This is a genomic window from Methylobacterium sp. E-025 (assembly GCF_022829705.1).
Taxonomy (GTDB): Bacteria; Pseudomonadota; Alphaproteobacteria; order Rhizobiales; family Beijerinckiaceae; genus Methylobacterium.
The window spans coordinates 53,633-80,086 of record NZ_JAKSYR010000091.1 but is presented as its reverse complement, the minus strand read 5'-3'; the positions used below and the strand labels follow the sequence as shown (position 1 = coordinate 80,086).

25 protein-coding genes are annotated in these 26,454 nt (G+C 72.0%); 16 read left to right on the top strand and 9 right to left on the bottom strand.

Going from position 1 to position 26,454, the window contains the following annotated elements; all coding sequences use genetic code 11:
• Positions 1–55: 55 nt before the first annotated feature.
• Positions 56–586, top strand: coding sequence for an ankyrin repeat domain-containing protein (locus MKK64_RS11640; protein ID WP_243934925.1), 531 nt, complete (start codon positions 56–58; stop codon positions 584–586).
• 4 nt (positions 587–590) lie between these two features.
• On the opposite strand, the gene MKK64_RS11635 is transcribed toward MKK64_RS11640, so the two are convergent.
• On the bottom strand, positions 591–1,757 hold the full coding sequence (locus MKK64_RS11635; RefSeq protein WP_243934924.1) for a transglycosylase SLT domain-containing protein: 1,167 nt from the start codon (positions 1,755–1,757) through the stop codon (positions 591–593).
• Between the two features lie 314 nt (positions 1,758–2,071).
• Between MKK64_RS11635 and MKK64_RS11630 the strand changes: the two genes are divergently transcribed.
• The 11 genes from MKK64_RS11630 to MKK64_RS11580 all read left to right on the top strand — a co-directional run bounded on the left by MKK64_RS11630 (position 2,072) and on the right by MKK64_RS11580 (position 14,078).
• The gene (locus MKK64_RS11630; RefSeq protein WP_147728787.1) at positions 2,072–3,265 is read left to right on the top strand and encodes an inositol-3-phosphate synthase; all 1,194 of its coding nucleotides are present in this window, start codon (positions 2,072–2,074) and stop codon (positions 3,263–3,265) included.
• Entirely contained in the window at positions 3,265–4,197 is a 933-nt protein-coding gene (locus tag MKK64_RS11625) for an HD domain-containing protein (protein ID WP_243934922.1), read from the top strand. The genes MKK64_RS11630 and MKK64_RS11625 overlap by 1 nt, the downstream gene beginning before the upstream one ends.
• 95 nt (positions 4,198–4,292) lie before the next feature.
• Positions 4,293–5,477, top strand: a complete 1,185-nt coding sequence (locus tag MKK64_RS11620; protein WP_243934920.1) for a class I SAM-dependent methyltransferase — start codon at positions 4,293–4,295, stop codon at positions 5,475–5,477.
• Positions 5,477–6,499, top strand: a complete 1,023-nt coding sequence (locus tag MKK64_RS11615) for a Gfo/Idh/MocA family protein (protein ID WP_243934918.1) — start codon at positions 5,477–5,479, stop codon at positions 6,497–6,499. The genes MKK64_RS11620 and MKK64_RS11615 overlap by 1 nt, the downstream gene beginning before the upstream one ends.
• On the top strand, positions 6,496–8,085 hold the full coding sequence (locus tag MKK64_RS11610; RefSeq protein WP_243934916.1) for a YcaO-like family protein: 1,590 nt from the start codon (positions 6,496–6,498) through the stop codon (positions 8,083–8,085). The genes MKK64_RS11615 and MKK64_RS11610 overlap by 4 nt, the downstream gene beginning before the upstream one ends.
• The gene (locus tag MKK64_RS11605) at positions 8,082–8,948 is read left to right on the top strand and encodes a sugar phosphate isomerase/epimerase family protein (RefSeq protein WP_243934914.1); all 867 of its coding nucleotides are present in this window, start codon (positions 8,082–8,084) and stop codon (positions 8,946–8,948) included. The genes MKK64_RS11610 and MKK64_RS11605 overlap by 4 nt, the downstream gene beginning before the upstream one ends.
• Positions 8,945–10,180 carry a glycosyltransferase family 4 protein gene (locus MKK64_RS11600; RefSeq protein ID WP_243934909.1) on the top strand — a complete coding sequence of 412 codons (1,236 nt, stop codon included), beginning with the start codon at positions 8,945–8,947 and terminating at the stop codon, positions 10,178–10,180. Before MKK64_RS11605 ends, MKK64_RS11600 begins: the two co-directional genes overlap by 4 nt.
• 17 nt (positions 10,181–10,197) lie before the next feature.
• On the top strand, positions 10,198–10,956 hold the full coding sequence (locus MKK64_RS11595) for a PIG-L deacetylase family protein (RefSeq protein ID WP_243934907.1): 759 nt from the start codon (positions 10,198–10,200) through the stop codon (positions 10,954–10,956).
• Positions 10,943–11,602, top strand: a complete 660-nt coding sequence (locus MKK64_RS11590) for a uracil-DNA glycosylase (RefSeq protein ID WP_243934905.1) — start codon at positions 10,943–10,945, stop codon at positions 11,600–11,602. The genes MKK64_RS11595 and MKK64_RS11590 overlap by 14 nt, the downstream gene beginning before the upstream one ends.
• 145 nt (positions 11,603–11,747) lie before the next feature.
• Positions 11,748–12,785: a lysylphosphatidylglycerol synthase domain-containing protein gene (locus MKK64_RS11585; RefSeq protein WP_243934903.1), complete on the top strand. Its 1,038-nt coding sequence runs from the start codon at positions 11,748–11,750 to the stop codon at positions 12,783–12,785.
• Between the two features lie 18 nt (positions 12,786–12,803).
• Positions 12,804–14,078 (top strand): ATP-binding protein, encoded by a 1,275-nt coding sequence (locus tag MKK64_RS11580; protein WP_243934901.1) that lies wholly within the window; start codon positions 12,804–12,806, stop codon positions 14,076–14,078.
• On the opposite strand, the gene MKK64_RS11575 is transcribed toward MKK64_RS11580, so the two are convergent.
• The 8 genes from MKK64_RS11575 to MKK64_RS11540 form a co-directional block, all read right to left on the bottom strand.
• Complete coding sequence (locus MKK64_RS11575) at positions 14,069–15,433, bottom strand: sigma-54-dependent transcriptional regulator (protein WP_147727057.1); 1,365 nt, start codon at positions 15,431–15,433, stop codon at positions 14,069–14,071. The genes MKK64_RS11580 and MKK64_RS11575 overlap by 10 nt on opposite strands.
• Before the next feature lie 83 nt (positions 15,434–15,516).
• A complete protein-coding gene (gene fliN, locus MKK64_RS11570; RefSeq protein ID WP_147727056.1) occupies positions 15,517–15,855 on the bottom strand; it encodes a flagellar motor switch protein FliN in 339 nt (112 codons plus the stop codon).
• 17 nt (positions 15,856–15,872) lie between these two features.
• Positions 15,873–16,484 carry a FliH/SctL family protein gene (locus MKK64_RS11565; RefSeq protein WP_243934899.1) on the bottom strand — a complete coding sequence of 204 codons (612 nt, stop codon included), beginning with the start codon at positions 16,482–16,484 and terminating at the stop codon, positions 15,873–15,875.
• A complete protein-coding gene (locus MKK64_RS11560; RefSeq protein WP_147728882.1) occupies positions 16,481–17,533 on the bottom strand; it encodes a flagellar motor switch protein FliG in 1,053 nt (350 codons plus the stop codon). Before MKK64_RS11560 ends, MKK64_RS11565 begins: the two co-directional genes overlap by 4 nt.
• A 50-nt stretch (positions 17,534–17,583) precedes the next feature.
• Complete coding sequence (fliF, locus tag MKK64_RS11555; protein WP_147728883.1) at positions 17,584–19,200, bottom strand: flagellar basal-body MS-ring/collar protein FliF; 1,617 nt, start codon at positions 19,198–19,200, stop codon at positions 17,584–17,586.
• A 220-nt stretch (positions 19,201–19,420) separates the two neighbouring features.
• Complete coding sequence (locus tag MKK64_RS11550) at positions 19,421–19,696, bottom strand: DUF1153 domain-containing protein (protein ID WP_147728884.1); 276 nt, start codon at positions 19,694–19,696, stop codon at positions 19,421–19,423.
• A gap of 92 nt (positions 19,697–19,788) precedes the next feature.
• Positions 19,789–20,469, bottom strand: a complete 681-nt coding sequence (locus MKK64_RS11545; protein ID WP_243934892.1) for a flagellar hook assembly protein FlgD — start codon at positions 20,467–20,469, stop codon at positions 19,789–19,791.
• A gap of 13 nt (positions 20,470–20,482) precedes the next feature.
• The gene (locus tag MKK64_RS11540; RefSeq protein WP_243934886.1) at positions 20,483–21,838 is read right to left on the bottom strand and encodes a flagellar hook-length control protein FliK; all 1,356 of its coding nucleotides are present in this window, start codon (positions 21,836–21,838) and stop codon (positions 20,483–20,485) included.
• A 264-nt stretch (positions 21,839–22,102) separates the two neighbouring features.
• On the opposite strand from MKK64_RS11540, the gene mnmA reads away from it, so the two are divergent.
• From mnmA to MKK64_RS11520, 4 genes are all read left to right on the top strand, one after another.
• Entirely contained in the window at positions 22,103–23,260 is a 1,158-nt protein-coding gene (gene mnmA / locus MKK64_RS11535; protein WP_243934884.1) for a tRNA 2-thiouridine(34) synthase MnmA, read from the top strand.
• A gap of 51 nt (positions 23,261–23,311) precedes the next feature.
• Complete coding sequence (locus tag MKK64_RS11530) at positions 23,312–23,962, top strand: class I SAM-dependent methyltransferase (protein WP_147729569.1); 651 nt, start codon at positions 23,312–23,314, stop codon at positions 23,960–23,962.
• The gene (locus tag MKK64_RS11525; protein WP_147860349.1) at positions 23,959–24,756 is read left to right on the top strand and encodes a TVP38/TMEM64 family protein; all 798 of its coding nucleotides are present in this window, start codon (positions 23,959–23,961) and stop codon (positions 24,754–24,756) included. Before MKK64_RS11530 ends, MKK64_RS11525 begins: the two co-directional genes overlap by 4 nt.
• A 282-nt stretch (positions 24,757–25,038) precedes the next feature.
• Positions 25,039–26,451, top strand: a complete 1,413-nt coding sequence (locus MKK64_RS11520; RefSeq protein ID WP_243935059.1) for a sensor histidine kinase — start codon at positions 25,039–25,041, stop codon at positions 26,449–26,451.
• Positions 26,452–26,454 lie beyond the last annotated feature (3 nt).

Sequence of the window (26,454 nt, the reverse complement as noted above, 5' to 3'; positions counted from 1 at the left end):
ACGGGGGGTCGGCGCCAGATCGGCGGTGTCGCTCCCCTGGCTCGAAGATCGCTGCATGTCCGCTGACGCGTCCCCGCCCGCCCTTGACGACGAGACCGTCGCCTTCGCCGGTCGTCTGTTCCAGTATGCGCGGATGGGGCATGCCGCCGAGCTGGCGGAGTTGTTCGGGCAGGGGCTTCCGGCCAACATCCGCAACGACAAGGGCGACAGCCTGCTGATGCTGGCGGCCTACAACGGCCAGGCCGAGACCGCCCGCGTCATCCTGGAGGCCGGCGGCGACCCGGAACTTCCCAACGACCGCGGCCAGACCCCGCTCGCCGGCGCCGCCTTCAAGGGCGACGTCGCGATCGCGACGCTGCTCCTCGCCCACGGTGCGGCGGTGGACGGCACCGGCGACGGCAGCCGCACCGCGCTGATGACCGCGGCGATGTTCGACCGCACCGAGATCGTCGACCTGCTGCTCGCCCACGGCGCCGACCCGGACCGCCGCGACGCCGCCGGCCAGTCGGCCGCCGACATGGCGCAGGCGATGGGCGCGCAGAACACGCCGGCTCAGCTCGCGAACGCGAAGCGATCCGGCGCCTGAACGATCACTCGCCGTCGGGAGGCAGCGCTTCGGTGACCTGGACGCGCTGGGCCGGCGGCTCCGCCGCGGGCTCGGCCGTCTCGACCGCGGCCGCGACGGCGGCGACGCCCTCGTAGCGCGACAGACGCCGGTCGATCATACCGTCGATGCGGTCGTAGACCTCGGCCACCGTGAGGTGGCGCCGCGCCTTGCCGGCGGCCTTGTCGGCCTTCTGCGTGAACAGCGCCCGGTTGGCCCGCGCCGCGCTGCGGAACTCGCGCTCGGCGACCTCGTCCGGGCGGTCGGCGCTCATCGTCAGGAATCGCCCGGCGCTCGACGTGCCGAGGAAATGCGCGAAGTACAGCTCCGACGTGGTCAGCGCCCGGCCGACGCGCGCCTCGATGCGCCCGCGGTCGCGCTTGATCAGCTCCGCCGCCATCAGCGCGGCGACGTAGGGGTCCTTGCGCAGCGACAGCACCCGGTCGCGCATCGGCGCGGCGACGGTGATCGCGGCGCCGCGGCCCTTCACGGCGGCCGCCTCGGCGTCGAGGCCGTAGCGAGCGCCGAAGTCGCGGATCATCTCGAGCCAGGTGGCGGTGACGAACTGGAACAGGCCCTCGGCCGACGAGGTCTGCGCCTTCACGTCGGTCGCGAAGCTGGATTCCTTGTCGGCCAGCGCCATCAGGTAGACCGGGTCGACGCCCGCTGCGGCGGCGGCCTTCAGGATCGTGTCGACGATCCGGCGCGGCACGCCGACCTTACCGAAACGGATGGTGTCGTCGGTCTCCGGCGACGGCTGGGGCAGGGCGGCGAGGTCGCCGGCGATCAGCGCGCTGGTGGCCGGTTCCTGCTCGATGACGGGAACGCCGCTCCACTCGGAGGGGTTGTGGGAAGGTCCGGCGCTGGCCAGATCGATCGCGGCGCGGGGACGCTCGTCGATCCGGTCGTGGGCCGAGGCCGCCGGCGCGAAGGCGGCCTGCGGCACGACGAACCCGGCGAGCAGGGCGGCCAGCCCCAGCGCGGCGCTCCTGCGGCGCAGGGCGGACGGGCGGCGAAATCCGGCCTCGTTCCGCTGCGTCCCGCACACGGCCCGCGGCAGCCAAACCACGGTGTTCACTTCACAATTCGACTCGATAGGCACGAGTCGGCTCACGTCGTCGGCGCAGAGCGCCGGCTCCGGGAAAACCCCCATTGCTGGTCCTTTTCGTGCCGCGGCGTTCATCGGCCGGGCTTCGATCAAGCGGCGGCTCTATCGCCGGATGCCGTGACCACAATGGGACGGCTCGGTGATCCAAGCGTGGCACGCTTAAGGAGCGGTTAACGCTCTCTTTTCACGCATTCTTAACCAGCCGTTCGGGTCCCATTCAGCCCTAGGTTGGCACAAAGATGTCGCATTCGGGCTTGGAACGTTGCACCCGAGCGCCAGTTAGCATGGGCCACGCAGGGCGGTCCGCATCGGCCCGTTCGAAGTCCCTGCGTCCGAAGCGTTTAAGGAATTTTCTCCCCATGAGCATGCAGACCGGTCGTCGCGTCGGCGTTGCGTTCGTCGGCATGGGTGGCGCCGTCGCCACCACAGCCATCGCCGGCATCGAGATGATCAAGTCCGGATCGAACCGCCTCGACGGTCTGCCTCTCGCGGGCGTCGCAGTCGCCGGAATGGCCGACTACAAGGATCTCGTCTTCGCCGGATGGGATCTGAACGGTGACGATCTCGCCTCCGCCGCGCAGGGGCACGGCGTGCTCACCAAGCAGGACATCGAGAACGGTGCCCAGGTGCTGAAGGGCATCCAGCCCTGGCCGGCCGTGGGCAGCGCGAAGTTCTGCAAGAACATCGACGGCGCCAACCGCATCGTCGCCGCCGACCATCGCGAGGCGGTGTCGATCATCGCCGCCGACCTCCGCCGCTTCAAGCAGGAGAGCAACCTCGACGAGGTCGTGGTGGTGAACCTCGCCTCCACCGAGCGCTGGCCCGACCTCACCGCCGCCGTGCTCAACTCGACCGAAGCCTTCGAGAAGGGCCTCGATACCAGCGACGAGCACATCTCGCCGGCGATGCTCTACGCCTATGCGGCGATCAAGAGCGGCGTGCCCTACGCCAACTTCACCCCGAGCATCGCCGCCGACGTGCCGGCGCTGCTGTCGCTCGCCACCGAGATGAACGTTCCGGTGGCCGGCAAGGACGGCAAGACCGGCCAGACCATGATGAAGACGGTTCTCGCACCGGCCTTCAAGGCGCGCGCCCTTCACGTCGACGGCTGGTTCTCGACCAACATCCTCGGCAACCGCGACGGCCTCGCCCTCAACGACCCGGCCTCGCTGCAGTCGAAGATCAACACCAAGGGCACGGTGCTCGACTCGATCCTCGGCTACCCGGTCGAGGATCACCTGGTCCACATCCACTATTACCGCCCGCGCGGCGACGACAAGGAAGCCTGGGACAACATCGACATCACCGGCTTCATGGGCCAGCGCATGCAGGTGAAGGTCAACTTCCTGTGCAAGGACTCGATCCTCGCAGCCCCGCTCGTCATCGAGATCGCCCGCGTCCTCGACCTCGCCAAGAAGCGCGGCGACGGCGGCGTGCAGGAGCAGCTCTCGACCTTCTTCAAGGCGCCGATGGTGAAGAACGGCCACGGTCCCGAGCACGATTTCGGGAAGCAGGGCAAGATGCTGCTCGATTGGCTGGACGGCGACCGCTGATGTCGGACGGCGTTCCGGCGACCGGCGCGTCCGGGCCTGCGGCGCCCGCCGAGCTGCGCGACCTGCTCGTCGAGATGAACGATCTCAAGCGCGTCCGGTCCGCCGGACGCGTCGGCTCCATCGCGGAACGTCTGTTCGCGCAGGGTTGGAGTGCCCTGACGGGCGGAACACCCGCCGAGGATGTGGCGCTCGACGTCGCCGCAACGGCTCTGGCCGCAACGCGGCTGTGCGATCTCGATGCCGCATTCCTGGCCGCTGCGGGCCTGCCGGACGCGGCCGTGTCGGGCGTCCTCGTCGAGGGGTTCGACAGCGTCACGACGGCACTCGATCCTCACCTGCGCGATGCGCTTCGCGACCGGCTTCGCCATCGTGCCGAGCATCGGCAGGGCACGGTGCCGGGTTTCGTCGCAGCCCTGGCGCAGCAGCCGCGGGCGGGTGTCACCTGTCCCGGGCGTCCCCGCATTCTGCTCGAGCCCCCCGAGAACCATGCCGAGCACTGCCTCGTGGTCGCGGTCTACGGTGTCGTGCTGAGCCCGTTCTACCGGGCCGATCCGGCGACCGTGTTCCTCGCTGCGATGGCGCATCACTTCCACAACGCCGCGATGCCCGATGCCGGCTTCACCGGCGAGATGCTGCTCGGCGACCATCTCGGCCCGATCATGGCGCGGACGACCCAATGGGCGCTCGACGAGCTCGACGGCCCGCTGCGGGAATCGGTCGAGCGGGCTCGCGCGGTGCTGCCGGACGACGCGACGGCGGAAGGCCGGGCGTTTCATGCGGCCGACTGCATCGACCGCGTGCTGCAGATCGCGCAGCACCTGCGCGCGGCCTCGCTCACCATGGGCACGGTGCTCGACGAGATGGAGCTGGTCCATGCCGGGCCGGTCAAAGGCTTCCACGATCGCGTGCTCGCGGATATGCGCATTCCGTAGAACCGACGTCGCGGCGTTCGTTCCGCGACGGACATACGACGCCATTCCCGCCATGCCGTTCCTGCCGTGACCGCGCCCGCGGCATCAGAGTTCCGATGATTCCCTTCGACCTGCGGTCGCCCGCGACCGGCCATGCGCTGAAGCCCGACACCGCGCATTCCCTGCGCGATGCCGACGCCGGCGAGCGCTGGCCGGTGGTCGACGGCATCCCCTATCTCCGGGTCGGCCGCGCCGACCTCGTCGCCCGCGTTCTCGCGCATCTCGACGCCGGCGAGGGCGACGCGGCGCTCGCGCTTCTGCTCGCCGATCAGGACGATTGGTGGACCGGCCCGCCGGCCGAGCCGGCCGACCTCTCCGCGCTGATCGCCGGCCGCGCCACGGCGACCCTGCGCGATGCCGTCCGCCTGCTCGGCTGGGGCCGCGTCGGCGATTATTTCCTGCACCGGTGGAGCGACCCGACCTATCTCGCCGGCCTCGCCCTGCTCGAAGCGCACTGGAACGATCCGGTCTGCGTCTTCGAGTTCGCCTGCGGCATCGGCCACTACCTGCGCACCCTGAAGCAGCGCGGCTGCAAGGTCGCGGGCGCCGACGTGGTCTTCGCCAAGCTCTGGGTCGCCCGGCACTGGGTGGTCGGCGCCGGTGCGCAGCTCGTCTGCTTCGATGCCGGCTCGGCGCATTGGCCGATCCCGGGCGCGCCGGTGGACCTCGTCGTCTGCAACGATGCCTTCTACTTCCTCGACGAGAAGGCGACGCTGCTCGACAACCTCCGCCAGAACGCCGGCGACGACGGCTGGCTGGCGCTCAGCCACATCCACAACAGCGACCGCCCCGGCTTCTCGGCCGGCCGCGCCGTATCGGCCGACGAGATCGCCGAGCTGTTTCCCGACGCCCTCGTCTACGACGACGCCGAGCTGACCCGAGCCCTGGTCGCGGCGCGGGCGCCGAGCCCGCGCGCGCCGTCGGAGCTGCGGGCCTGCGAGGCGTTCTCGGTGGTCGCCGGGCCGGGGATGCGGCCGGCGCCGCGTTCCGTCGTGGACGGGCTGACGCTGCCGAAGGCCGGCGCCGACCTCGTCCTCAACCCGCTCTATCGCCGCGACGAGACGGGCGGGTATGCCATCGCGTGGCCCTCGGAGCGCTACGAGGCCGAGTACGCGCCGCACGTCACCTACCCGCTGCGATCGCACGGTCCCGAAAGGCTGGTCTTTTCCGGCGGCGTCGAGGCGGCGGAGGCCGGACGCGTGCGCAGCCGGGAATTCGTCGACCTTCCGGAGCGCTGGTGATGGATGCCGTCCGCTGGGGCATCGTCGGCTACGGCTGGGTCGCCCGCGACTACATGGCGCCGGGCATCCGCGCCGCCGGGCACCGCCTCGTCGCGGTGTGCGACCCGGGGGCGGCCTCCCGCGCCGCCGCCGAGGCCGAGGGCGCCCGCGCCTACGACAGCCTGGACCGGCTGGTCGCCGACCCGGAGATCGAGGCGGTGTACGTCGCGACGCCCAATCACCTCCACCGGCAGGCGGTCGCGGCGCTGGCGGCGTCGGGCAAGGCGATCCTGTGCGAAAAGCCGATGGCGGCGAGCCTCGGCGACGCCGAGGCGATGGCCGCGGCGGTCGCACGGTCGGGGGCGTTCTACGGCACGGCGTTCGATCAGCGTCATCATCCCGGCCATCGCGCCCTGCGCGACCGGATCGCCGATGGCCGGCTCGGCACGGTGACGGCGATCCGCATCGTCTACGCCTGCTGGCTCGGGCGCGACTGGGCGGCCTGCCCCGGCCAGGACAACTGGCGCATCGATCCGGCGCAGGCCGGCGGCGGCGCCTTGATGGATCTGGCGCCGCACGGGCTCGACCTCGTCGACTACCTCCTCGGCGAATCGCTGATGGACATCGCGGCCCTCACGCAGGCGCGGGCCCAGGATTACGCGGTCGACGACGGCGCGCTGCTGATCGGGCGGACCGAGAGCGGGGTGCTGGCGAGTCTCAACGTCGCCTACAACTGCCCCGACGCGCTGCCGCGCCGCCGCCTCGAGATCGTCGGCACCAAGGGCCTGCTCACCGCGATCGACACGATGGGCCAGACCGCCGGCGGCACCGTGACCTTCACCGACGGTGCGACCGGCGCCTCCGAGCCCGTCGCCTTCGACGCCGAGGCGTCGCCCTTCACCGAGCAGGTCCGGGCCTTCGGCTCGGCGCTGCGGCGTCCGGCGGAGCGGGAGGCCTACTCGGCGGCACGCGACCTCCACACCATGCGGCTGATCGCGCGGGCCTACGGCGCGCTCGCCCCAGCAGACGGACCGAACACGTGACCGAGAACGACCAGGACGACCGCGCCCGCGATCCGCGCATCAAGGCGCCGCGGCCCTACAGCTTCGGCGGCGCGCGCCGGATCGAGGGGCTGCCGCAGAACCTGCCGGAGCCGGTGCGCGCCTATCTCGACATCCTTCCGCCGGGCCGGATCGTCGGGTTCCCCCTGGCGCCGCTCGACCGCACCGGCATCCCGGTCTGGTTCGTCTCGCTGTTCCTCGACGATCCGTTCTTCGTCGGCGCGATGCCGTCCGGCATCGGCTACGGCGCCACCGACGACGAGGCGCTGATCGGCGCGGTCGCCGAGATCGCCGAGAACCTGATGCCGTCACTCGCGGTGATGCCGCGCAAGAAGGAGCGCGCGAGCTACCACGACCTCGTCAAGGTCTACGGCGCCGGCTCGGTCGCCGACCCGCTGACCCTCTGCCTGCCGGCCGGCTCCCCGGTGGGGCGCGACACGGTGCTGGAATGGACCGCGGCGACGCGCGCCAGGACCGGTGCGATCGTGCTGATGCCGCTCGACATCGCGGCCACCGATTATTTCGAGCTGTCGGAGGGCTACAAGCCCTTCACCAACTTGATCACCAACGGCCTCGGTGCCGGGCCGGACGTGCCGTTCGCGCTCGGCCACGGCGTCCTCGAGCTGCTGCAGCGCGACGGCAACGGCCTCCTGTTCCGTGCGCTCGACCAGGGCGTGATGCTCGACGTCTCGGAGGGCCTCGGACCCGAGACGCGGGCGATGCTCGACCGCCTCGACGCGCTCGGCATCCGGGCGCTGCCGAAATTCGCCACCGACCAGTTCGGGCTGACCAACCTCTACGTCGTCGGCTACGACAAGGAGCCGGCCGACGCCCCGGTGCCGATCGCGCTCTCGGCCTGCGGCGAGGCCTGCGACCCGGATCGCGAGCGGGCCTTGCGCAAGGCGCTGCTCGAGTTCCAGGCCGCCCGCGTGCGCAAGGCTTTCGGCCACGGGCCGCTCGCCTTCGCCGAGCGGGTGACGCCGCCGGGCTACGTCGGCGCGTTCATCGAGAAGGCGCTGCCGAGCCTCGACCTCGAGGAGAGCCGGGCGCTGAAGGCCATGCTCGAATGGATCGTGCTGCCCCCCGAGGGCCTGCGCGACGTCCTGAAGGACACGGTCTATTCCAAGCGGGCGACCAAGGCGTTCACCGACCTGCCGACGACCCCGGCCGCCGACGGTCACGCGCGCGGCAAGATCGCCTGCGACCGGCTCGACGAGGCCGGGTTCGACATCCTCTACGTCGACTGCTCGCCGGTGGGCGGCGCGGTCGGCGTTGTCAAGGCGATCGTGCCGGGGCTCGAGGTCGAGACCATGAGCTACTACCGCATCGGCGAGCGCAACGCCCGCAAGCTGATCGAGCGCGACCACCCGCTGATCACGTTCGGCACCCCGAGCGAGACCCTGCTGCCGGTTCGCCTGACGCCGGAGGCGATCGAGCGCTTCGGCGGCCAGCCGCTGTTCGACACCGCGCTGGCGGAGTCGATCGTCGGCAGCCACTATCCGCTCTACCGCGAGCCGGAATCGCACCATGCCCCGTTCCGGCTGGAGCAGACGGGGAGGGCCGCGTGACGCTTCGCTTCGCCTACAACACGAACGGTGCGGCCAACCACCGGCTCGACGACGCGATCGACATGATCAAGGGCGCCGGCTACGACGGCGTCGCCCTGACGCTCGACATCCACCACCTCGACCCCTTCGCGGAGGGCTGGGCGACGGAGGCCGGCCGGGTTGCGAGCCGCCTGGAGAAGCTGGAGCTCGGCTCGGTGATCGAGACCGGCGCCCGCTTCCTCCTCGATCCGCGCGCCAAGCACGAGCCGACGCTCGTCACCGCAGACGCCTCGGCCCGCGCGCGCCGCGTCGGCTTCCTCAAGCGTGCGATCGACATCGGCGCGATGCTGCATTCCGAGGCGGTCTCGTTCTGGGCCGGGGTGCCGCGACCGGGCGTCGACCCGGCCGAGGCGCGGGGCTGGCTCGTCGAAGGCTTGACCGAGGTCGTGGCCTACGCCGCCGAGAAGGGGGTGGTGCCGTGCCTCGAGCCCGAGCCGGGCATGCTGATCGAGACGCTGGACGACTTCGCCGCGCTCGAGGTGGGAGGCCTGCGCCTCGCCCTCGATACCGGCCATTGCCTCGTCACCGGCGAGCGCGACCCGGCGGCGGCGGTCCACGAATTCGCCGGACGCATCGGCACGGTGGCGATCGAGGACATGAAGCGCGGGGAGCACATCCACCTGCCCTTCGGCGAGGGCGACATGGACGTGCCCGGCATCCTCGAGGCGCTGGAAGCCATCCGCTACGACAAGCTGATCTGCGTGGAGCTGTCGCGCGAGAGCCATCGCGCCGACGCGATGATCCCGGCCTCGCTCGAATACCTCCGCAGCTGCCGGCGCGACGGGCCGCCCCTTCCGGACGACCAGGAGACCCGGCGGCAATGAGGATCTGCTTCGTCAGCCGGCGCTACTTTCCGGCGATTTCCGGCATGAGCGTCTACGCGCAGAACCTGCTGCGCGAGCTGGTCCAGGCCGGCCACGACGTGACGATGGTCTCGCAGTATCGCGGCGACGCGTTCGGCACCCGCGTCTACGGCGGCGGCCCGCCGCCCGCGGTGCCGGGCGTGCGGGTGATCGGCCTCGAGCAGGTCGGCGAGCAGACGAGCGGCGACTTCGAGCGCGACATCGACACGATGGTCGCGACCATCCGCGACGAGCACGCGCGCAAGCCCTTCGACGTCCTGCACGCGCAGTACGGCTACCCGACCGGGTGGGCGGTGCTGCTGGCGTCCAAGGCGCTCGGCGTGCCGAACGTGGTCTCGATCCAGGGCGGCGACGGGCACTGGGTCGGGTCGTGCTGCGAGACCCATCGGGTCGCGATGTGCGCGGTGCTGGCCCATGCCAACGCCCTGCTGATCGGCGGCGCCTCCTTCGTCGACGAGGTCTGCGACCGGCTCGGCTCGGACCCGGCCCGCTTCACCATCGTGCCCGGCGCCGTCGACACCGCGCGGTTCGCCCGCGGCGGCGACGGCCTGCCGGCGCCCCATGACGGACCGGTCCGCCTGTTCTATCACGGCCGCGTCGACCGCCGGAAAGGCGTGCTCGACTTTATCCAGGCCCTGGCGATCCTGCGCGAACGCGGCACGCCGTTCGCCGCCACGATCTCGGGCATCGGCCCCGACGTGGAGTCCTCGCACGCGCTGGCCGCGGAACTCGGGTTCTCGGACGCCAAGATCCGCTTCACCGGCTACGCCGATTACGACACCGTTCCGAGCCTCTATCGACAGGCCGACGTCTTCGTGTCGCCGACCTACGCGGAAGGCTTCTCCAACACGATCCTGGAGGCGATGGCCGCGGGGCTCGCGGTCGTGTCCTGCCACGCGGTCGGCGTCTCGGACTGCCTGCGCGACGGGGAGAACGGCCTCCTGACGATGCCCGGCGACGTGCCGGCGCTGGCCGAGGCGCTGACGCGGATCGTCACCGACGCGACCTTGCGCCGCCGCCTCGCCGGGGCCGCCCTGGAGGAATGCCGCCGGGTGTACTCCTGGACGGCGGTCGGGCGGCAGATCATGGCGGTCTACGGCGAGGTCGTGCACGCGGCCCCGGCGACGAACTTCGCGGACACGCTCCCGCACGATCCGGCCTGCCGCTTCCGCGCCGAGCCGCACCTGCTCTAGCCGCAAGCCCTGATCCGATGCCCACCGCGCTCGCCCTGTCTCCCCACCTCGACGATGCCGCCTTCTCCTGCGGCGGCACGATGGCGACCCTGGCCGCGTCGGGCTGGCGCGTGGTGATGGCGACGGTGTTCACGCAGAGCGTCCCCGGCCCGACCGGGTTCGCGCTCGCCTGCCAGCTGGACAAGGGGCTCGACGCGTCGGTGGACTACATGCGCCTGCGCCGCGCCGAGGACGAGGCGGCGGCCCGCTGCCTCGGGGTCGAGGTGCGTCACCTGCCGTTCCGCGAGGCGCCGCACCGCGGCTACGGCTCGGCGCCGGACCTCTTCGCCGTGCCCCGTGCCGACGACGGCATCGTCGAGCACCTGGTCCCCGCCTTCCGGGCGCTGCTCGACGACATCGCACCGGACCTGATCCTCGCGCCGCAGGCGATCGGCGGCCATGTCGACCACCTGCAGGTGGTCGCGGCCTTCCGCAGGACCGGGTCGCGGCAGCCGGTGCTGTGGTGGCGGGATTTCCCCTACACGGTGCGCGACACCGTGCCGAAGGCGCCGCTCGCCGCCTCCTTCGCCGGCCTGCCGGTCCGCCAGGTCGACCTCGATCGGGCCGCGCAGGAGGCGAAGGCCGAGGCCTGCGCCGCCTACGCGACGCAGCTCGGCTTCCAGTTCGGCGGACGCGCGGCGCTGATGGACCGTCTCGGCGCCGAGGGCGGGTGCGAACGCGTCTCGGTCGCGGGCATCCTGCCCGACGGCTGTCCCGGTTTCGATGCGGCCGCCTGAGCCCGGCACGCCGAAGAGCTTGGCCGACCCGGAGGTTCTGGCGGCGCGACGGGCGATCCGCGATGCCGGTCACGTCGCGCCGCTCCGCGCGATGGCAGCCCGGATCGCCCGAGAGTTCGACGCCCCCGTTCCCGACCCGGATCCCCTCGACGGCGGCATCCACGCACGCCTGCTGCTCCTGCTGGAGACGCCGGGACCGGCGATCGTCCGCACCGGCTTCGTCTCGCGCGACAACCCCACCGGCACCGCGGCCAACCTGTTCCGCTTCCTCGCGGAGGCGGGGATCGCGCGGGCCGACACACTCATCTGGAACGCGATCCCGTTCGTGATCCATGCCGAGGGCGCCCTGAACCGGGCGCCGCGCCGCTCCGAGATCCGTGCCGCGGCGCCCTGCCTCGCCCCGCTGCTCGCGCTCCTGCCCGACCTCGCCGTCGTCGTCCTGTCCGGCCGCGTCGCCGGCATGGCGCGGGAGACCATCGCCGCGCTGAGGCCGGGTCTTCCGATGGTCGTGATCCCGCATCCGAGCCCGACCTACGTCTGCACCGCGCCGGACGTGGCCGCGCGCATCCGCGCCGGGTTGGGCGAGGCCGGCGTCATCCTGCGGACATGCGGCACGGCGAGAACCGGCTTTTCCGTGCCCGATTGAGAACGAGCCGGTGCGGTCGCTGGCCTTGGAGCGCCGATGGTTCTACATGCGGGGCAACGGGCAACGGCCCGAAACATCCGGCATCGAACCCGCGGCCCGCTCGCTGGCCGGGCGGGATATCCGGCGGAGGCGGACGCCGATCGGAATGAACGTCCACGATCAGCATCGCGGAACGCGCGATCATGCCGAGACGGCCGCGCCAGACGCGCCGATCCCGGCCGACGCCACGGCGGGCAAGGGCCGGCGCAGCCGCTACGCCTGGCTCGGCACCGCGGCGAGCATCATCCTGTTCGCCGTCTCGCTCGGCGTCCTGTGGAAGCTGGTCCAGACCGTCACCTGGGCGGATCTGCGCAAGGCGTTCGTCGAGGCCAGCTCCGACCAGCTCGGCCTCGCCTTCCTGTTCGTCTTCGTCAGCTACCTCTTCCTCACCGGCTACGACGCGCTCGCCCTGCGACAGTTGCGGATCAAGGTGCCCTACCGGATTACCGCGCTCGCCTCGTTCACGAGCTACGCGGTGAGCTTCACGCTCGGCTTCCCGCTGCTGACCGCCGGCACGATCCGTTACTGGATCTATGCGCGCCAGGGCCTCACCGCGGCGAAGATCGCCGCGCTCACGGTCATCGCCGGCTTCACCTTCTGGCTCGGCATGGGCGTGGTGCTGGGCTTGAGCCTGATCATCGAGGCGAGCCAGCTCGCGGGCCTCGCCTTCACGTCGATCCGGATCAACCAGGGCGTCGGGCTGTTCGCGCTGGCCCTGGTGCTCGGCTATCTCGGCTGGGTCTCGGCCAAGCGCCGGCACGTCACCATCCGGCAATGGCGCCTGGAGCTGCCGGGCGCCTCCGTCTCCCTGGGGCAGATGGTGGTCGGCATCGGCGACGTCTGCGCGGCGGCCGCCGTGCTGTACGTGCTGATGCCGGCGGGCCTCTCCATCGGCTTCACCACCTTCCTGGCGATCTACGTCCTCGCGGCGATGCTCGGCATCGCCTCGAACGCGCCCGGCGGGCTCGGCGTGTTCGAGGCGACGATCCTGCTGGCGCTGTCGAGCCTGCCGCGGGAGCAGGTGCTGGGCTCTCTGCTGCTGTTCCGGATCTGCTACTACGTCGTGCCCTTCGTCACCGCGCTGGCGATGCTCGGCGCCTACGAGATCGTGAAGCGGGCGGGCGGCGCGCGCGGAGAGCCGTGAGCCTCGGCGGCCGCGAGCATGCCTGAGGCCGCCACGAGCCGGGCGGCCTGGACCAGCGCGGCGACGGCGGTCTCGCTCGTCGGTCTCTTCGCGTACCACCGCGGCCTCCTCGACGGGCCGATGATCGCGGCGGGGCTCGCGGCGATCTGCGTCGGCGGCTTCCTCGCCACCCGCGGGCGCGACGCGATCGCCGCCGCACCGAGCCTGCGCCAGACCGATCGCCACGCGGTCGCCGAGGCGCTGCTCGCCAACATCCCCGACCCGGTGATCCTCATCGACCGCCGCGCGGTGGTGATCGAGGCGAACCCGGCGGCGCGGGCCCTGCTGCCGGCCTTGCGCCTGCGCCACCCGCTCTCCTTCGCCCTGCGCGCGCCGGACGTGCTCGACGCGGTGGAGGCGGTGCTGCGGACCGGCGCGCCCGCGAAGACCACCTACGCCGTCCGCGTGCCGACCGAGCGCGCCTTCGAGGTCCAGATCGGCGCGCTGCCGATGCCGGAGGGCGGCCAGCCGAACGTGGTGCTGTTTCTGCGCGACCTCACCGCCGCGCGGCGCCTTGAGGCGATGCGGGTCGATTTCGTCGCCAATGCCAGCCACGAGCTGCGCACGCCGCTGGCCTCGCTCCTCGGCTTCATCGAGACGCTGCAGGGCCCGGCCCGTGCCGACGCGCCGGCCCGCGAGCGCTTCCTCGGCATCATGCACAGCCAGGCGCAGCGGATGACCCGGCTGATCGACGACCTGCTCTCGCTCTCGCGGATCGAGCTGCGCGAGCACGTGGCGCCGACCCAGGTGGTCGACCTCGGCACGATCGCCCGCCAGATGGTCGATGCGCAAGGGGCGCTCGCGGCGGCCCGCGGCGTCGCGGTCGTCCTGGAGGCGGGGGAGGGCGCGTATCCGGTGCTCGGCGAGCCGGACGAGCTGCTGCGCGTCGTCGAGAACCTGATCGAGAACGCGGTGAAGTACGGCGGCCGCAGCGTCGTCGTCGGCCTGGCGCGGACGCGCGACGCGCTGCTCGGCAGCCGCATCGTGCTGAGCGTGCGCGACGACGGGCCGGGCATCGCCCCCGAGCACCTGCCGCGCCTGACCGAGCGCTTCTACCGCATCGACGTGGCGTCGAGCCGCCAGAAGGGCGGCACCGGGCTCGGCCTCGCCATCGTCAAGCACAGCCTCAACCGCCACCGGGGCCGCCTCGCCTTCGAGAGCGAGGTCGGTGCCGGCACGGTGGTGCGCGTGACGCTTCCCGAGCACCGCCCCCGCGCCGCGGCGGAGCCGACGGCGGAGGCCGATCAGCCGTAGGCGGCGATCGCCCGGGCGGAGCCGGGCTCGGCCACCTCGAGCCCCGAGCCGACATACTCGTTGAGCTTGTTGCGCAGCGTCCGGATCGAGATGCCGAGGATCTTGGCCGCATGGGTGCGGTTGCCGAGGCAATGGTCGAGGGTGTCGAGGATCAGGTCGCATTCGACCTGCGCCACGGTGCGGCCGACGAGCCCGCGGGTCGCGGCTTCCGCCACCTGGGCCGCGCGCGTCGCGGCACCGACCGGCGCGGCGATCGAGTCGCCCTCCGGCGTCAGGATCGCGTCGGCGCCGATCTCAGGGCCGGAGGCGAGCAGCACCGCCCGGTGCAGGGTGTTCTCGAGCTCGCGCACGTTGCCGCGCCACGGGTTCTTCAGCACCATCTCCTGCGCCGCCCGCCCGAGCGGCCGCACCGGCACGCCGTTCACCTCGGCATACTTCTTGGCGAAGTGCGCGGCGAGCTCGAGGATGTCGGCCGGGCGCTCGCGCAGGGGCGGCAGGCGCAGGTGGACGACGTTGAGGCGGTAGAACAGGTCCTCGCGGAACGTGCCCTTGCGGACCTCCTCGGCGAGGTTGCGGTTCGAGGTGGCGAGCACGCGGATGTCGACCTTGACCGGGGCCGAGCCGCCGACGCGGTCGATCACCCGCTCCTGCAGCGCCCGCAGCAGCTTGGATTGCAGGCGGACGTCCATCTCCGAAATCTCGTCCAGCAGCAGCGTGCCGCCGTTGGCCTCCTCGAAGCGGCCGATGCGCCGGGCGACCGCGCCGGTGAAGGCGCCCTTCTCGTGGCCGAACAGCTCGGATTCGAGCAGGGCCTCGGGGATCGCGGCGCAGTTGACCGAGACGAACGGCTTGTTGCCGCGTGCCGACTTCTGGTGGACGTGGCGGGCGAGCACCTCCTTGCCGGTGCCGCTCTCGCCGGTGATCAGCACCGAGGCCTCCGAGCGGGCGATCTGCTCGGCCAGGCGCACCACCTTCTCCATCGAGGCGTCGCGCCAGACGAAGGCGCGTCCGTCCGCCGAGACCGCCTCGAGCACGGCGGCGATCAGGTCCGGGTCCGGGGGGAGGGGGATGTACTCCTTGGCGCCCGCCTGGATCGCGGCGACGGCGGCCTTCGCGTCGGTGGTGACGCCGCAGGCGACGACCGGGGTGCGGATGCGCTCCTCGCTCAGCGCCGCGACGAGGTCGCGGATCGAGAGCCCGACATCGATCATGATGAGGTCGGCGCCCTTGGCGCGCAGGACGTTCAGCCCCTGCGCGACGCCGTCGGCCTGGGTCACCGCCGCCCCGCGGTTCATCGCGATCTTCGAGGCGGTGATCAGCTCGCCGTTGAGCCGTCCGATAATCAAGAGCCGCATCGCGGTGTCTCCGTTCTAACTGTGTCGGCGCCGCGGACCGCCCCGTCGTGCACGGCGGAGCGCGGGGCCCGGGTCTCAAGAGGTCAGCGGTCGCCCTTGACGATCTCGGTCATCGTCACCCCGAGGCGATCCTCGACCAGGACGACCTCGCCGCGGGCGACGAGGCGGTTGTTGACGAAGATGTCGACCGCCTCGCCGACCTTGCGGTCGAGCTCCAGCACCGCCCCGGGGGCGAGGCGGAGCAGGTCGCCGATCGGCATCCGCACGGCACCGAGCACCGCCGACACCATCACCGGCACGTCGAAGAGCTGCTCGAGGTCGGAGGCGCTCTTGGGCGTCGTCGGCACGTCGCGGATCGAATCCTCGCCCGCGAAGGCCGGATCCTGGTCGCCGAGCTGCGGCAGGCTGAAATCGTCGGACATCGGGCTCTTTCGATCTCTCAGGGTTCGACGGCGGTGCCGAGGGCATCGAGGACCGCGGCCTCGATGCGGGCGCGCTCGCGCACGATCCCGCCGTCGGCCCACTCGATGCGGGCGTCGCCCGACGCCATGTCGGGATCGCCCAGCACGACGAGGCGGCCCTCGTAGCCGCGCTCGCGCGCCAACCGCTTCATCAGCCCCTCGGCCTCCTCGACGAGGCCGTCATGGACGCGCACGACAAGGTGCGGCACGCCGCGCAGGTGCTGGAGGGCGGCACGCGCCGCCTCGCCGATCGCGGCGAGCGGCCGGGCGTCGAGGGCGTCGCCCGCGATCTTGCGGGCGAGCAGCACCGCCACCTCGACCGCCTGGTCCTCGCGCGCCACGTCGCGGGCGTCGGCCTGCGCGATCAGCCCGGCGGCGGCGAGCGACAGGCGGGTCATCGCATCGGACAGCCGCGCCTGCGCCTGGGCCTCGGCCTGGGCGCGGCCCTCCTGCACGCCGCGGGCGTGGGCGTGGGCGGCGGCCTCGTCGGCGGCCTCGGCCGCGCGCACGCTCTCGCGGCTCGGCTGCGGCCGGCGGAAGTCGGTCTCGAACAGGAACGGCGTCTTGGCGGGAGCGGGCTTGGCGTTCAATAGACCAGCTCCTCCTCGGCGCTGTTCTTGGCGATCATGATCTCGCCCTTGTCGGCGAGGTCCTTGGCGAGCTCGGTCATCTTGGCCTGGGCCTCGTCCACCTCCTTGAGGCGGATCGGGCCGATCGAGCCCATCTCGTCGGTGAGGTTCTTGGCGGCGCGGGTCGACATCTGCGCCAGGAAGAAGCCGCGCACGCGCTCGTCGGCGCCCTTCAGAGCCCGGCACAGGGTCTCGTTGTCGACCGAGCGCATCAGCGTCTGGACGCTGCCGGGATCGAGCTTGAGCAGGTCCTCGAAGGTGAACATCAGCTCGCGGATGCGCTTGGCCGAGCCGCGGTTGCCCTGGTCGAGGGCGGCCAGGAACCGGCCCTCGGTCTGGCGGTCGAAGGCGTTGAAGACGTCGGCCATCATCTCGTGCGCGTCGCGGCGGGCGGATTGCGCGATGGTGGCGACGAACTCGACGCGCAACGTCTCCTCGATGTGGCGGAGCGCCTCCTTCTGCACGGTCTCCATCCGCAGCATCCGGTTGAGCACGTCGATGGCGAATTCCTCCGGCAGCAGGGTGAGCACCTTGGCCGCGTAGTCGGAGCGCACCTTCGACAGCACCACGGCGACGGTCTGCGGGTACTCGTTGCGCAGGAAGGCGGCGAGGATCTCGGGATCGACCTGGGCGATCGAGGCCCAGACCCGCTTGCCCGAGGCGCCCTTGATCTCGGCCATGATCATCGAGACCTGCTCGGTGGGGAAGATCTTCAGCAGCAGCGACTCCGTGCGCTCGAAGTTCGAGGTGATGCCCCCGCCGGTCGACAGCCGCGAGACGAAGTCGATGATCAGCTTCTCGACCGTCTCGGCCTCCAGCGATCCGAGCTGGACCATCGCGTGCGAGACCGTCTTGATCTCGTCCTCCTCCAGGCGCTGCCAGATCGGCGCCCCCTCGGCCTCGCCGAGGAGCAGCAGCAGCGCGGCGGCACGTTGCGGCCCCGGCATCGACGCGAACGCCGATCCCCCGAGGTCCTGCAAGCTCTCACCCAGTCCCGCACCCGCCGCCATCGTCCCGTCCCCTCCTCAAAGCCACTCGGTCGTCGTTCGCATCGTGCCGGCTACGGCGTTTCCTGGATCCAGTTGCGCAGGACCTCGACCGTCTCGGACGGGCTGGCGCGGACCATGTCGACCACCCGCTGCACGGTGTCGGCCTGGATCTGCCCGTTGATCTTGGCGAATTCCATCAGCCGGGCGGTCTGGTTCTCCCGCGGCACCAGGATCGTGCCGCCGGCTTCGATGTCCACCCCGCCCGCCGCGCCCGCCGCACCGAGCAGCGGCGTCGCCGCCGGGTCGGAGGCGAGCACGCGGCGCAGCAGCGGACGCACGACGACGAGCAGCACGATCAGGGTGAGCAAGGCGAGCACGCCGAGCTCGACGAACCGCATCACGTCTTCCTTGGTCGGGCTGAGCAGCGACTGGATCAGCGTCGGCTCGACGAAGTCGGCCGGGGTCGGCGCCTCGGCGAAGCGCAGGTTCACCACCTCGATCTGGTCGCCGCGCGCCTTGTCGAAGCCGACGGTGCTGCGCACCAGGGCCGCGATCCGCTCGATCTCGGCCGCTGGCCGGGGCTGGTAGGCGACCTTGCCGTCGGGGCCGGGCGCGTAGGCGCCGTCGACCAGCACCGCCACCGAGAGGCGCTTCACCCGGCCGCCCTCGACCACCTCGGTCCGCGTGACCTTGGAGATCTCGTAGTTCGTGGTCTCCTCGTTCTTGTTCGAGGAATCCTTCGGCGCGGGCGCCTTGTCCTGGGCCGCGCCGGGAAGCTCGTTGCCGACGCTGACCGAGCCCTCGTTGTTGGCGGTCTGCGAGGCCTCCGTGCGGGTCTGGCTCGAGCGTACCACGCGGCTCTCGGGGTCGAAGGTCTCCGAGCGGCTCTCGACGCGGTTCATGTCGAGCTCGGCCGAGACCTGGACGCGGGCACGGCCCGGCCCGACGATGCCGGCGACGATCTCCTCGATCTGCGAGCGCAAGCGGCGCTCGAGTCCGGTCTGCTTCTCCTCGAAGGCGCCGGCCTCGCCCTGCTCGCCGCGGGCGCCGTCGGCCAGGAGCCGGCCGCGCTCGTCGACGATCGAGACGCGCTCGGGCTTCAGGCCCTCGACCGCGGAGGCGGCCAGGTGCCGGATCGCGCGGACCTGGCCGGCATCGAGGTCGCCCATCAGCTTCAGGACGATGGCGGCGCTCGGCAGCTCGCGGTCGCGCTCGAACAGGCGGCGCTCGGGCAGGACGAGGTGGACGCGGGCGGCCTGGACCCGGCCGATCGCCCGGATCGAGCGCGACAGCTCGCCTTCGAGCGCGCGCAGGTGGTTCACGTTCTGGACGAAGTTGGTCGACGAGAACGCGTCGCCCTTGTCGAAGATCTCGTAGCCGACGCCGGCCTGGCTCGGCAGGCCCTTGCCGGCGAGGTCCATGCGCAGGCGGGGCAGGTCGGCGCGCGGCGCCATCACGGTCTGGCCGGTGTCGCCCCGGGTCTCGTAGCGGATGCCGCGGGCATCGAGGTCGCGCACCACGGCGGCCGCATCCTGGGCCGACAGGTCGGCGAACAGCACGCCCATGTCGGGGCGCGAGACCCGCAGGATCACGAAGGCGAAGAAGCCGATGAGGGTCAGCGTCACCGCCGCCATCGCGGCGAGGCGCGCCGGTCCGAGCTTGGTGACGAGATCGAGAACCGGCTTCACGGCTGTTACGCGCCCACCCCAGGCGGGCGCCGCGATCGGCCCCGCCCGGCAGAATTTGCCCAGGCCGTGGTTAGCGGGCGGTTAACGAATGGCCGCCGCCCCTCCATCGCCGAGCCTCTCCAAGCAGCGAAGCCGCATCCGCGGGAGGCGGATGCGGCTTCGCGTGAAACCGGCGGCGACCGCGCGGGCTGAACCGCGCCGGCCGGGGCACGGGGTCGAGTCAGTGGCGGTAATGCTGGATGCGCGTGGTGCGCAGGCCGGCAAGGCCGTGCTGGTCGATCGAGAACTGCCAGCTCAGGAACTCCTCGGTGGTGAGGGTGTAGCGCTGGCAAGCCTCTTCCAGGCTAAGGAGACCGCCGCGGACGGCGGCCACCACTTCGGCCTTCCGGCGGATCACCCATCGACGGGTGCTCGTGGGCGGCAGGTCGGCGATCGTCAGGGGACTTCCATCGGGCCCGATCACGTATTTCACTCTCGGGCGGTGCGGTTCGGTCATGATACGCTCTACAACTCGACTGACCTGTCGAGCCATCAACCTACTTGCGCGGGCTTAAAACATGTTGAAGCGGATCACTCGGAATTGATTCGTTATCCCGAGGTTGTGGACAACCCGATCCCGGTGACGCTGGAGAGCGGCACGCGCGAGGTGCCGATGACCAGGACCGGGTTGGCCCCGCTGAGGTCGACCTCGTCCACGGTGCCGGTCGTCTCGGTCGCGACCGAGACGGCGGCGCCGGTCGCATCGGTGGCCGAGACCTTGATCGAGTAGGTGCCCGCCGCCGAGGCGAGCCCGGACGAGTTCTTGCCGTTCCAGGAGAAGGTCTGGGGGCCGGCGGCGAGCGACGTCGTCTGGGTGCCGACGACGTTGCCTTTGGAATCGGAGATCGTCACCACCGCCTTGGTCGCCGCGCGCGCCGGCGTCAGGCTCCAGGTCGCGGAGCCGTCCTTGAGGTCGGCCGTGGTGCCGTCGGTGGTGATGGTCTTGCCGATGTAGCTTGTGGCCGAGGCCGAGCTCGCCGCCTTGCTGCTCGCCAGGATGCTGTCGAGGCGGTCGTTGCCCTTGAGCTGCTGCTCCACCTGCGCGAACTGCACCAGCTGCTGGGTGAACTGGTTGGTGTCCATCGGGTCGAGCGGGTTCTGGTTCTTCAGCTGCGTCGTCAGCAGGGTCAGGAACTGCGTGAAGTTGCTCGCCAGCGTCGCGCTGTCGGCGGTCTTGCCCGCGCTGCTCGATGAGGCCGCACTGGTCAGGCTGGAAATGCCGCTGGTCATCGTGGGAGCCTCCTCAGATTCGGATGTCGAGGCCGCTCAGGCCCCGGAGCGCGCGCGTCGGCGCGATCTCCGCGACGGCGGCCTCGGAAGGGGTGCCGGGCGAAGCGCTGCCGCGGCCGGGCTGCCCGCCGCGCTGCGCGGTCTCCCCGCCGGACCCGCCGTCGCTGCGCAGCGACATCGTGATGCCGCCCTGCGACGGGTCGAGCCCGGCCTGGGCTAGTGCCTGCTGCAGGCTGCCGGCATCGCGCTGGAGCATCGCCAGGGTCTCGACGCGCTCGACGACGAGATGCGTCGTGACGGTGCCCTTGTCCTTGTCGATGTCGAGGGTGACGTCGACGCGGCCCAGCTCGAGCGGATCGAGCCGGATCTGGAACTCGCTCGATCCGGCGAGCGACCGCAGCCCGATCGTCATCGGCACCTGACCGAGCGGCACCGGCGCCGCTGTCGGCTGGGCCGCGGCCTTGTCCGCGGCGATCGGCGAGGAGCCGGACGGCGCGGCCTGGGCCTTGGCGACGGGGTGCGGCGTCGCGGGGCCGGCCGACGCGGCGTCGGTGAGCGCGGCGAAGAGGTCGGCCTTGGCCGCCGTGCCCGGCCCGGCATCCGCGCCGGCCACCGCATCGTCGCCCGTCGCGTCCGCGGGCGATGCCGTCCCGCCGGCGATCTCGGCCAGCCCGGCGGCCGCCGTCGTGCCCGCGACGCCGACGCCGACTGCCGCCGTCGCGCCGGTGCCGGCCGACATCGCCTTCGCGGCGGCGCCGAGACGCGTCGGAGGCGCAGCGGCGAGGACGAGCGCGAGGGTCGGGGTCGCGAGAGCGACGTCGGCCGCCTTCGGGTCGGCACCCTTCGCGTCGGCGGCCTTCGCGTCGGTGACCTTGCCGTCCTCGGTCTCGGCCGCCACGGTCTTCGTCGGCGCCGGCTTGCCGGCGGAGGCCGCCGAGGCGTCCTCCGTCGGCGGCGCATCGTCCTGGGCCGGCGCTTCCGCCTCGGGCTGGGTCGGGCCGGCATCGCGGGCGGTCGCCGCCGTGCCAAATCGCGAGGGAGCGGGATCGGACGGCGCGGCACCCGCGCCCGGCGCGGCCGGATCCGCCTTCGCGGATGCGTCGCGGATTGCAGCGGCGCGGGCCGTTTTGGCGTCGGCGGCAGCGAGGTCGGCGGCCTTGGCGCGGTCGGCCCGGCCGGCGGCGGTCGCGTCCGCGCTGCGCTGGCGCTCGGCGGCGTTGCGGGCCTGGGCGTTGTCCTTGGCGGTGGCGGCTTCGAGATCGCGGCCGAAGCGGGCATGCGCCGCCGCCGCATCCGCCAGGTCGCGCGTCGTCGCGCGGGCGGATGCCCGCGCCGCCGCATCCACGAAGTCCGTCGTTCCCACCGCCATGCACGCTCTCCTGCGGGAGGCGGAGCAAGCGACAGGCCAGCGCGTGCGCCGAGCCAAGATACTGAGAAACATCGTCTTTCGGCGACGGACCGGCTGGGGGATCATGCCGCCGCGGGCCGATGCTGCCGCGTGCCCGGCAGGACTTGCCGGGGCGGTCGACCGCGGCGATCGGGACGCGCCCTGGAAACGCCGAACGACACACACTATAGACAGGCCCGTGCGGCGGGATCTTCGCAGACCCGTGCCGCCGTCAGACCCGGCGCCATGAACTCCCTCGATCTTGCCAAGCCCCCGCACGAGACGCGCGTCGTCGTCGCCATGTCCGGCGGCGTCGATTCCTCCGTCGTGGCCGGGCTGCTGAAGCGCCAGGGCTACGACGTCGTCGGTATCACCCTGCAGCTCTACGACCACGGCGCCGCGACCCATCGCAAGGGCGCCTGCTGCGCCGGCCAGGACATCCACGACGCCCGCCGCGTCGCCGAGCGCCTCGGCATTCCGCACTACGTCCTCGACTACGAGGACCGCTTCCGCGACGCGGTGATCGACCGGTTCGCCGAGAGCTACCTCGCCGGCGAGACGCCGATCCCGTGCGTCGAGTGCAACCGCTCGATCAAGTTCCGCGACCTGCTGGCGACCGCCCGCGACCTGGACGCCGACTGCCTCGCCACCGGCCATTACGTCGCGAGCCGGGCGCTGCCGGGGGAGGGCGGGCGCCGCGCGCTCTACCGCGCCCTCGATCCGGCGCGCGACCAGAGCTACTTCCTCTACGCCACGACGCAGGACCAGCTCGACTTTCTGCGGTTCCCGCTCGGCGAGCTGCCCAAGGACGAGACCCGGCGCCTGGCGCGCGAGCTGGAGCTGGTGGTGTCGGAGAAGCCCGACAGCCAGGACATCTGCTTCGTGCCGCAGGGCCGCTACGCCGACGTGATCGCGCGGCTCCGCCCCGACGCCGCGCGGCCGGGCGAGATCGTGGATCTCGACGGCCAGGCGCTCGGGCGCCACGAGGGCATCATCCACTACACGGTCGGCCAGCGCCGCGGCCTGCGCGTGGCCTCGCCCGAGCCGCTCTACGTGGTCCGGCTCGAGCCCGACACCGCCCGCGTGGTGGTCGGCCCGCGCACCGCGCTGGCGACCCACCGCATCCGGCTCACCGACGTGAACTGGCTCGGGGCACCGGGCCTCGTCTCCGACATGGCGGTCGCGGTGCGCGTGCGCTCGACCCGCGAGCCGCGCCTTGCCCGGCTCGACTACGACCCCGCGACCGGCGCCGCCGAGATCGTCCTGGCCGTGCCCGAGGACGGGGTCTCGCCGGGCCAGGCCTGCGCGATCTACGCCGACGAGACCCCGCGCGGACGCGTGCTCGGCGGCGGCACGATCCGCCGCATCGACGCGGCCTCGGCGGGCGCGGCGAGAGCCGCGTGATCCGACGCGGCCCGCTCTGAACATCCCCCTCGAGACCGGAAGAGAACACGAATGCTGAGCGAGCCGGAGGCCGGGCCGAGCACCGCCCTGATGCGCAAGGCCTATGCCCGCTGGGCGCCGGTCTACGACGTGGTCTACGACAAGCTCACCGAGCCGGCCGCCCGGGCCGCGGTGGCCGCCGCCGCCGAGAGCGGCCCGCGCATCCTCGAGGCCGGCGTCGGCACCGGCCTGTCGCTCGGCTACTACCCGCGCGCCAGCTTCGTCTGCGGCGTCGACCTGTCCGAGGACATGCTGAAGCGCGCCCGCCGCAAGGTGCAGCGCCGCGGCCTTACCCACGTAAAGGGCCTGCAGGTGATGGACGTCTGCCGCCTCGGCTACGCCGATGCGTCGTTCGACGCGGTGGTGGCGCAGTTCCTGATCACCCTGGTGCCCGACCCGGAAGCCGCCCTGTCCGAGTTCCTGCGGGTGGTCCGCCCCGGCGGCGGCATCGTGCTCGCCAACCATTTCGGGCAGACCGAGGGACCGGTGGCGAAGGTCGAGGAGATCGTCGCGCCGCTCTGCACGAAGATCGGCTGGTCGTCGGACTTCAAGTCGACCCGGATCGAGGCCTGGGCGCGGCGCAACGGCGTCGAGTTCATCGGCGTCGCGCCGACCTTCCCGGGCGGGTTCTTCAAGATCCTGCGGATGCGTAAGCCCGCGTGACCGCGGCCGGCGCGACGCCGCCCGAGCGTCCGCGCTCCGCCCGCCGCCGCGCGCTGCGCTGGCTGCCCCTGGCGCTGCTGATCGCGCTGTCGATCGCCGTGCTGGTCTCGGGCGCGTCGCAGCTCCTCAGCCTCGACCGGCTGCTCGAGTCGCGGCAATGGCTGCGTGCCTTCGTCGAGGCGGACCGCCCGCGCGCCCTCGTGCTGGCCTACCTGATCTATGTCGGCTCCGTCGTCGTCTCGGTGCCGGCGACGCTGATCCTCACTATGGTGTGCGGCTTCCTGTTCGGCATCGTCACCGGCGCGATCGTCGCCGTCTGCGCCGCCACCACAGGCGCCGCGATCGTCTTCGCGATCGGCCGCGGGCCGGCCTCGGACCTGCTGCGGCGGGTGGCCGGCCCGCGGCTCGGCGCGCTCGCCGAGGGGTTCCGCAACGATGCCTTCGGCTACATCGTGTTCCTGCGCCTGTTGCCGCTGTTCCCGTTCTGGATGACCAATCTCGGGCCGGCCGCGTTCGGCGTGGCGCTGCGCACCTTCGTGCTCGCCACCGCCTGCGGCCTGCTGCCCGGCGCCTTCGTCTACGCGGCGACCGGCGCCGGCATCGAGGACGTGGTCGCGGCCCATGCGGACGCGAAAGCAGTATGCCTGTCCGCCGGCGGCAGCGATTGCGACAACGCGCTGAGCTTCCGCGCGCTGGTGACGCCGCGGATGGTGATCGGCCTCGGCGGCCTCGGCCTGTTCGCGCTGCTCTCGATCGGCCTGCGGCGGCGCTTCATCCGGCGCAACGCGGGCTGATCCGCGGGACCGCTCGACCTTTGCGGGACGCGATTATCCCCACGCTGCGTACTGAAAATCGCGTTCGCGCGCCGATCCCGGGGGTGATGCCCCCTCGACGCTTCCTCGGCCCGCGGGCTACGAGGGATGATCGTGCCACCGTCTCGGCCAGGGGATGCGGGTGGCGACGGGACGTTCGCGAAGAGGCACGGGGTCGCCGCGCTTTCCGGGGCCGGGATAGCAGTGGTCGCAAGGACTGACACGGACTCGACGGAGGCGGCAGAGCGCGACGCGCCCGTCGCGGTGCCGCGTTCCGACCGCTGGCTCAAGCGCCTCGGCCTTTCCGGACGGCTCTTCCTCGTCACCGTCGCCTTCGTCGCGGCGATCGAGATCCTGATCTTCGTGCCCGCGGTCGCGAATTACCGCCTGTCCTGGCTGTCCGACCGGATCAGCGCCGCGCAGGTCGCGGCCCTCGTGCTCGATGCCAGCGAAGGGCACCCGGTGTCCGACGAGCTCGCCCGGCGCCTGCTGGCCGGCGTCGGCGCCCGCGCGATCGCGGTCCGCGACGGCGACACCCGCCAGCTCCTGTCGATCGAGCCGATGCCGGACCGGGTCTCCGACACGGTCGACCTGCGCAACCGATCGATCTGGTGCGCCATCCGCGGCGCCTGGCGGACGCTGACCGAACCGGTCGACGAGCCGATCCGCATCGTCGGCCAGGGCTGGGAAGGCTTCGACCTGGTCGAGATCATCCTCGACGACGCGCCGCTGAAGCAGGCGGTGGTCGATTTCGCGATCCGGCTGGCGGTGTCGTCGCTGATCATCGCCACCGCCGCGGCCGGCCTCGTCTTCTTCGTGCTGCAGACCCTGATCGTGCGGCCGGTGCGCCGGCTCGCGCGCAACATCACCGCCTTCGCCGACGACCCGGAGGGGGCCGACCGGATCATCACGCCCGCGCCGCGCAGCGACGAGATCGGGCTCGCCGAGACCGCGCTGGCGCGGATGCAGCGGACGCTCGCGGACCAGCTGCGCCAGAAGCGCCGGCTCGCCGAGCTCGGGCTCTCGGTCGCCAAGATCAACCACGAGCTGCGCAACCTGCTGACCGGAGCGCAGCTGCTCGGCGACCGGCTCGAGGAAACCTCGGACCCGACGGTGCAGCGCGTGGCGCCGCGCCTCGTCGCGACGCTGGGGCGGGCGATCCGCTTCTGCGAGGCGACGCTGGCCTACGGCCGCGCCGCCGAGCGCACGCCGCGCAGCCGCGCGTTCGCGCTGGCCCCGGTCCTGGCGGAACTCGCCGATCTCGCGGCGCTCTCCGCCCACGGCCGCGTCCGGGTCGTGACCGAGGTCGCCCCCGAGCTGACGGTGTTCGCCGATTCCGAGCAGATCGGGCGGGCGATCGGAAACCTGGTGCGCAACGCCGTGCAGGCGCACGACTTCACCGAGGCGAACGTGGCCTCGCCGGAGGTGCGGATCACGGCCGGGCGCGAATGCGCCGGTGCGGTGACGATCCTGGTGGCCGATAACGGTCCCGGCCTGCCGGCGCGGGCGAAGGAGCACCTGTTCGAGGCCTTCCAAGGCTCGATGCGCTCGGGCGGCACCGGGCTCGGCCTCGCCATCGCCTCCGAGCTCGTGCGGCTGAACGGCGGGACGCTGTCGCTCGACCCCGCCGCCGAGGGCACCCGGTTCCGGATCGTGCTGCCGGACGCCGAGGCCTGAGGC

What these genes read in the sequence shown, in the direction of transcription:
- MKK64_RS11580 (WP_243934901.1), top strand. Translation starts at nt 12,804, where the DNA reads ATGCCTGAGGCCGCCACGAGCCGGGCGGCCTGGACCAGCGCGGCGACG.
- MKK64_RS11635 (WP_243934924.1), bottom strand. Translation starts at nt 1,757, where the DNA reads ATGGGGGTTTTCCCGGAGCCGGCGCTCTGCGCCGACGACGTGAGCCGA.
- mnmA (WP_243934884.1), top strand. Translation starts at nt 22,103, where the DNA reads ATGAACTCCCTCGATCTTGCCAAGCCCCCGCACGAGACGCGCGTCGTC.
- MKK64_RS11600 (WP_243934909.1), top strand. Translation starts at nt 8,945, where the DNA reads ATGAGGATCTGCTTCGTCAGCCGGCGCTACTTTCCGGCGATTTCCGGC.
- MKK64_RS11620 (WP_243934920.1), top strand. Translation starts at nt 4,293, where the DNA reads ATGATTCCCTTCGACCTGCGGTCGCCCGCGACCGGCCATGCGCTGAAG.
- MKK64_RS11540 (WP_243934886.1), bottom strand. Translation starts at nt 21,838, where the DNA reads ATGGCGGTGGGAACGACGGACTTCGTGGATGCGGCGGCGCGGGCATCC.
- MKK64_RS11630 (WP_147728787.1), top strand. Translation starts at nt 2,072, where the DNA reads ATGAGCATGCAGACCGGTCGTCGCGTCGGCGTTGCGTTCGTCGGCATG.
- MKK64_RS11575 (WP_147727057.1), bottom strand. Translation starts at nt 15,433, where the DNA reads ATGCGGCTCTTGATTATCGGACGGCTCAACGGCGAGCTGATCACCGCC.
- MKK64_RS11585 (WP_243934903.1), top strand. Translation starts at nt 11,748, where the DNA reads ATGAACGTCCACGATCAGCATCGCGGAACGCGCGATCATGCCGAGACG.
- MKK64_RS11640 (WP_243934925.1), top strand. Translation starts at nt 56, where the DNA reads ATGTCCGCTGACGCGTCCCCGCCCGCCCTTGACGACGAGACCGTCGCC.
- MKK64_RS11530 (WP_147729569.1), top strand. Translation starts at nt 23,312, where the DNA reads ATGCTGAGCGAGCCGGAGGCCGGGCCGAGCACCGCCCTGATGCGCAAG.
- MKK64_RS11615 (WP_243934918.1), top strand. Translation starts at nt 5,477, where the DNA reads ATGGATGCCGTCCGCTGGGGCATCGTCGGCTACGGCTGGGTCGCCCGC.
- MKK64_RS11625 (WP_243934922.1), top strand. Translation starts at nt 3,265, where the DNA reads ATGTCGGACGGCGTTCCGGCGACCGGCGCGTCCGGGCCTGCGGCGCCC.
- MKK64_RS11595 (WP_243934907.1), top strand. Translation starts at nt 10,198, where the DNA reads ATGCCCACCGCGCTCGCCCTGTCTCCCCACCTCGACGATGCCGCCTTC.
- MKK64_RS11545 (WP_243934892.1), bottom strand. Translation starts at nt 20,469, where the DNA reads ATGACCAGCGGCATTTCCAGCCTGACCAGTGCGGCCTCATCGAGCAGC.
- fliN (WP_147727056.1), bottom strand. Translation starts at nt 15,855, where the DNA reads ATGTCCGACGATTTCAGCCTGCCGCAGCTCGGCGACCAGGATCCGGCC.
- MKK64_RS11550 (WP_147728884.1), bottom strand. Translation starts at nt 19,696, where the DNA reads ATGACCGAACCGCACCGCCCGAGAGTGAAATACGTGATCGGGCCCGAT.
- MKK64_RS11560 (WP_147728882.1), bottom strand. Translation starts at nt 17,533, where the DNA reads ATGGCGGCGGGTGCGGGACTGGGTGAGAGCTTGCAGGACCTCGGGGGA.
- MKK64_RS11590 (WP_243934905.1), top strand. Translation starts at nt 10,943, where the DNA reads ATGCGGCCGCCTGAGCCCGGCACGCCGAAGAGCTTGGCCGACCCGGAG.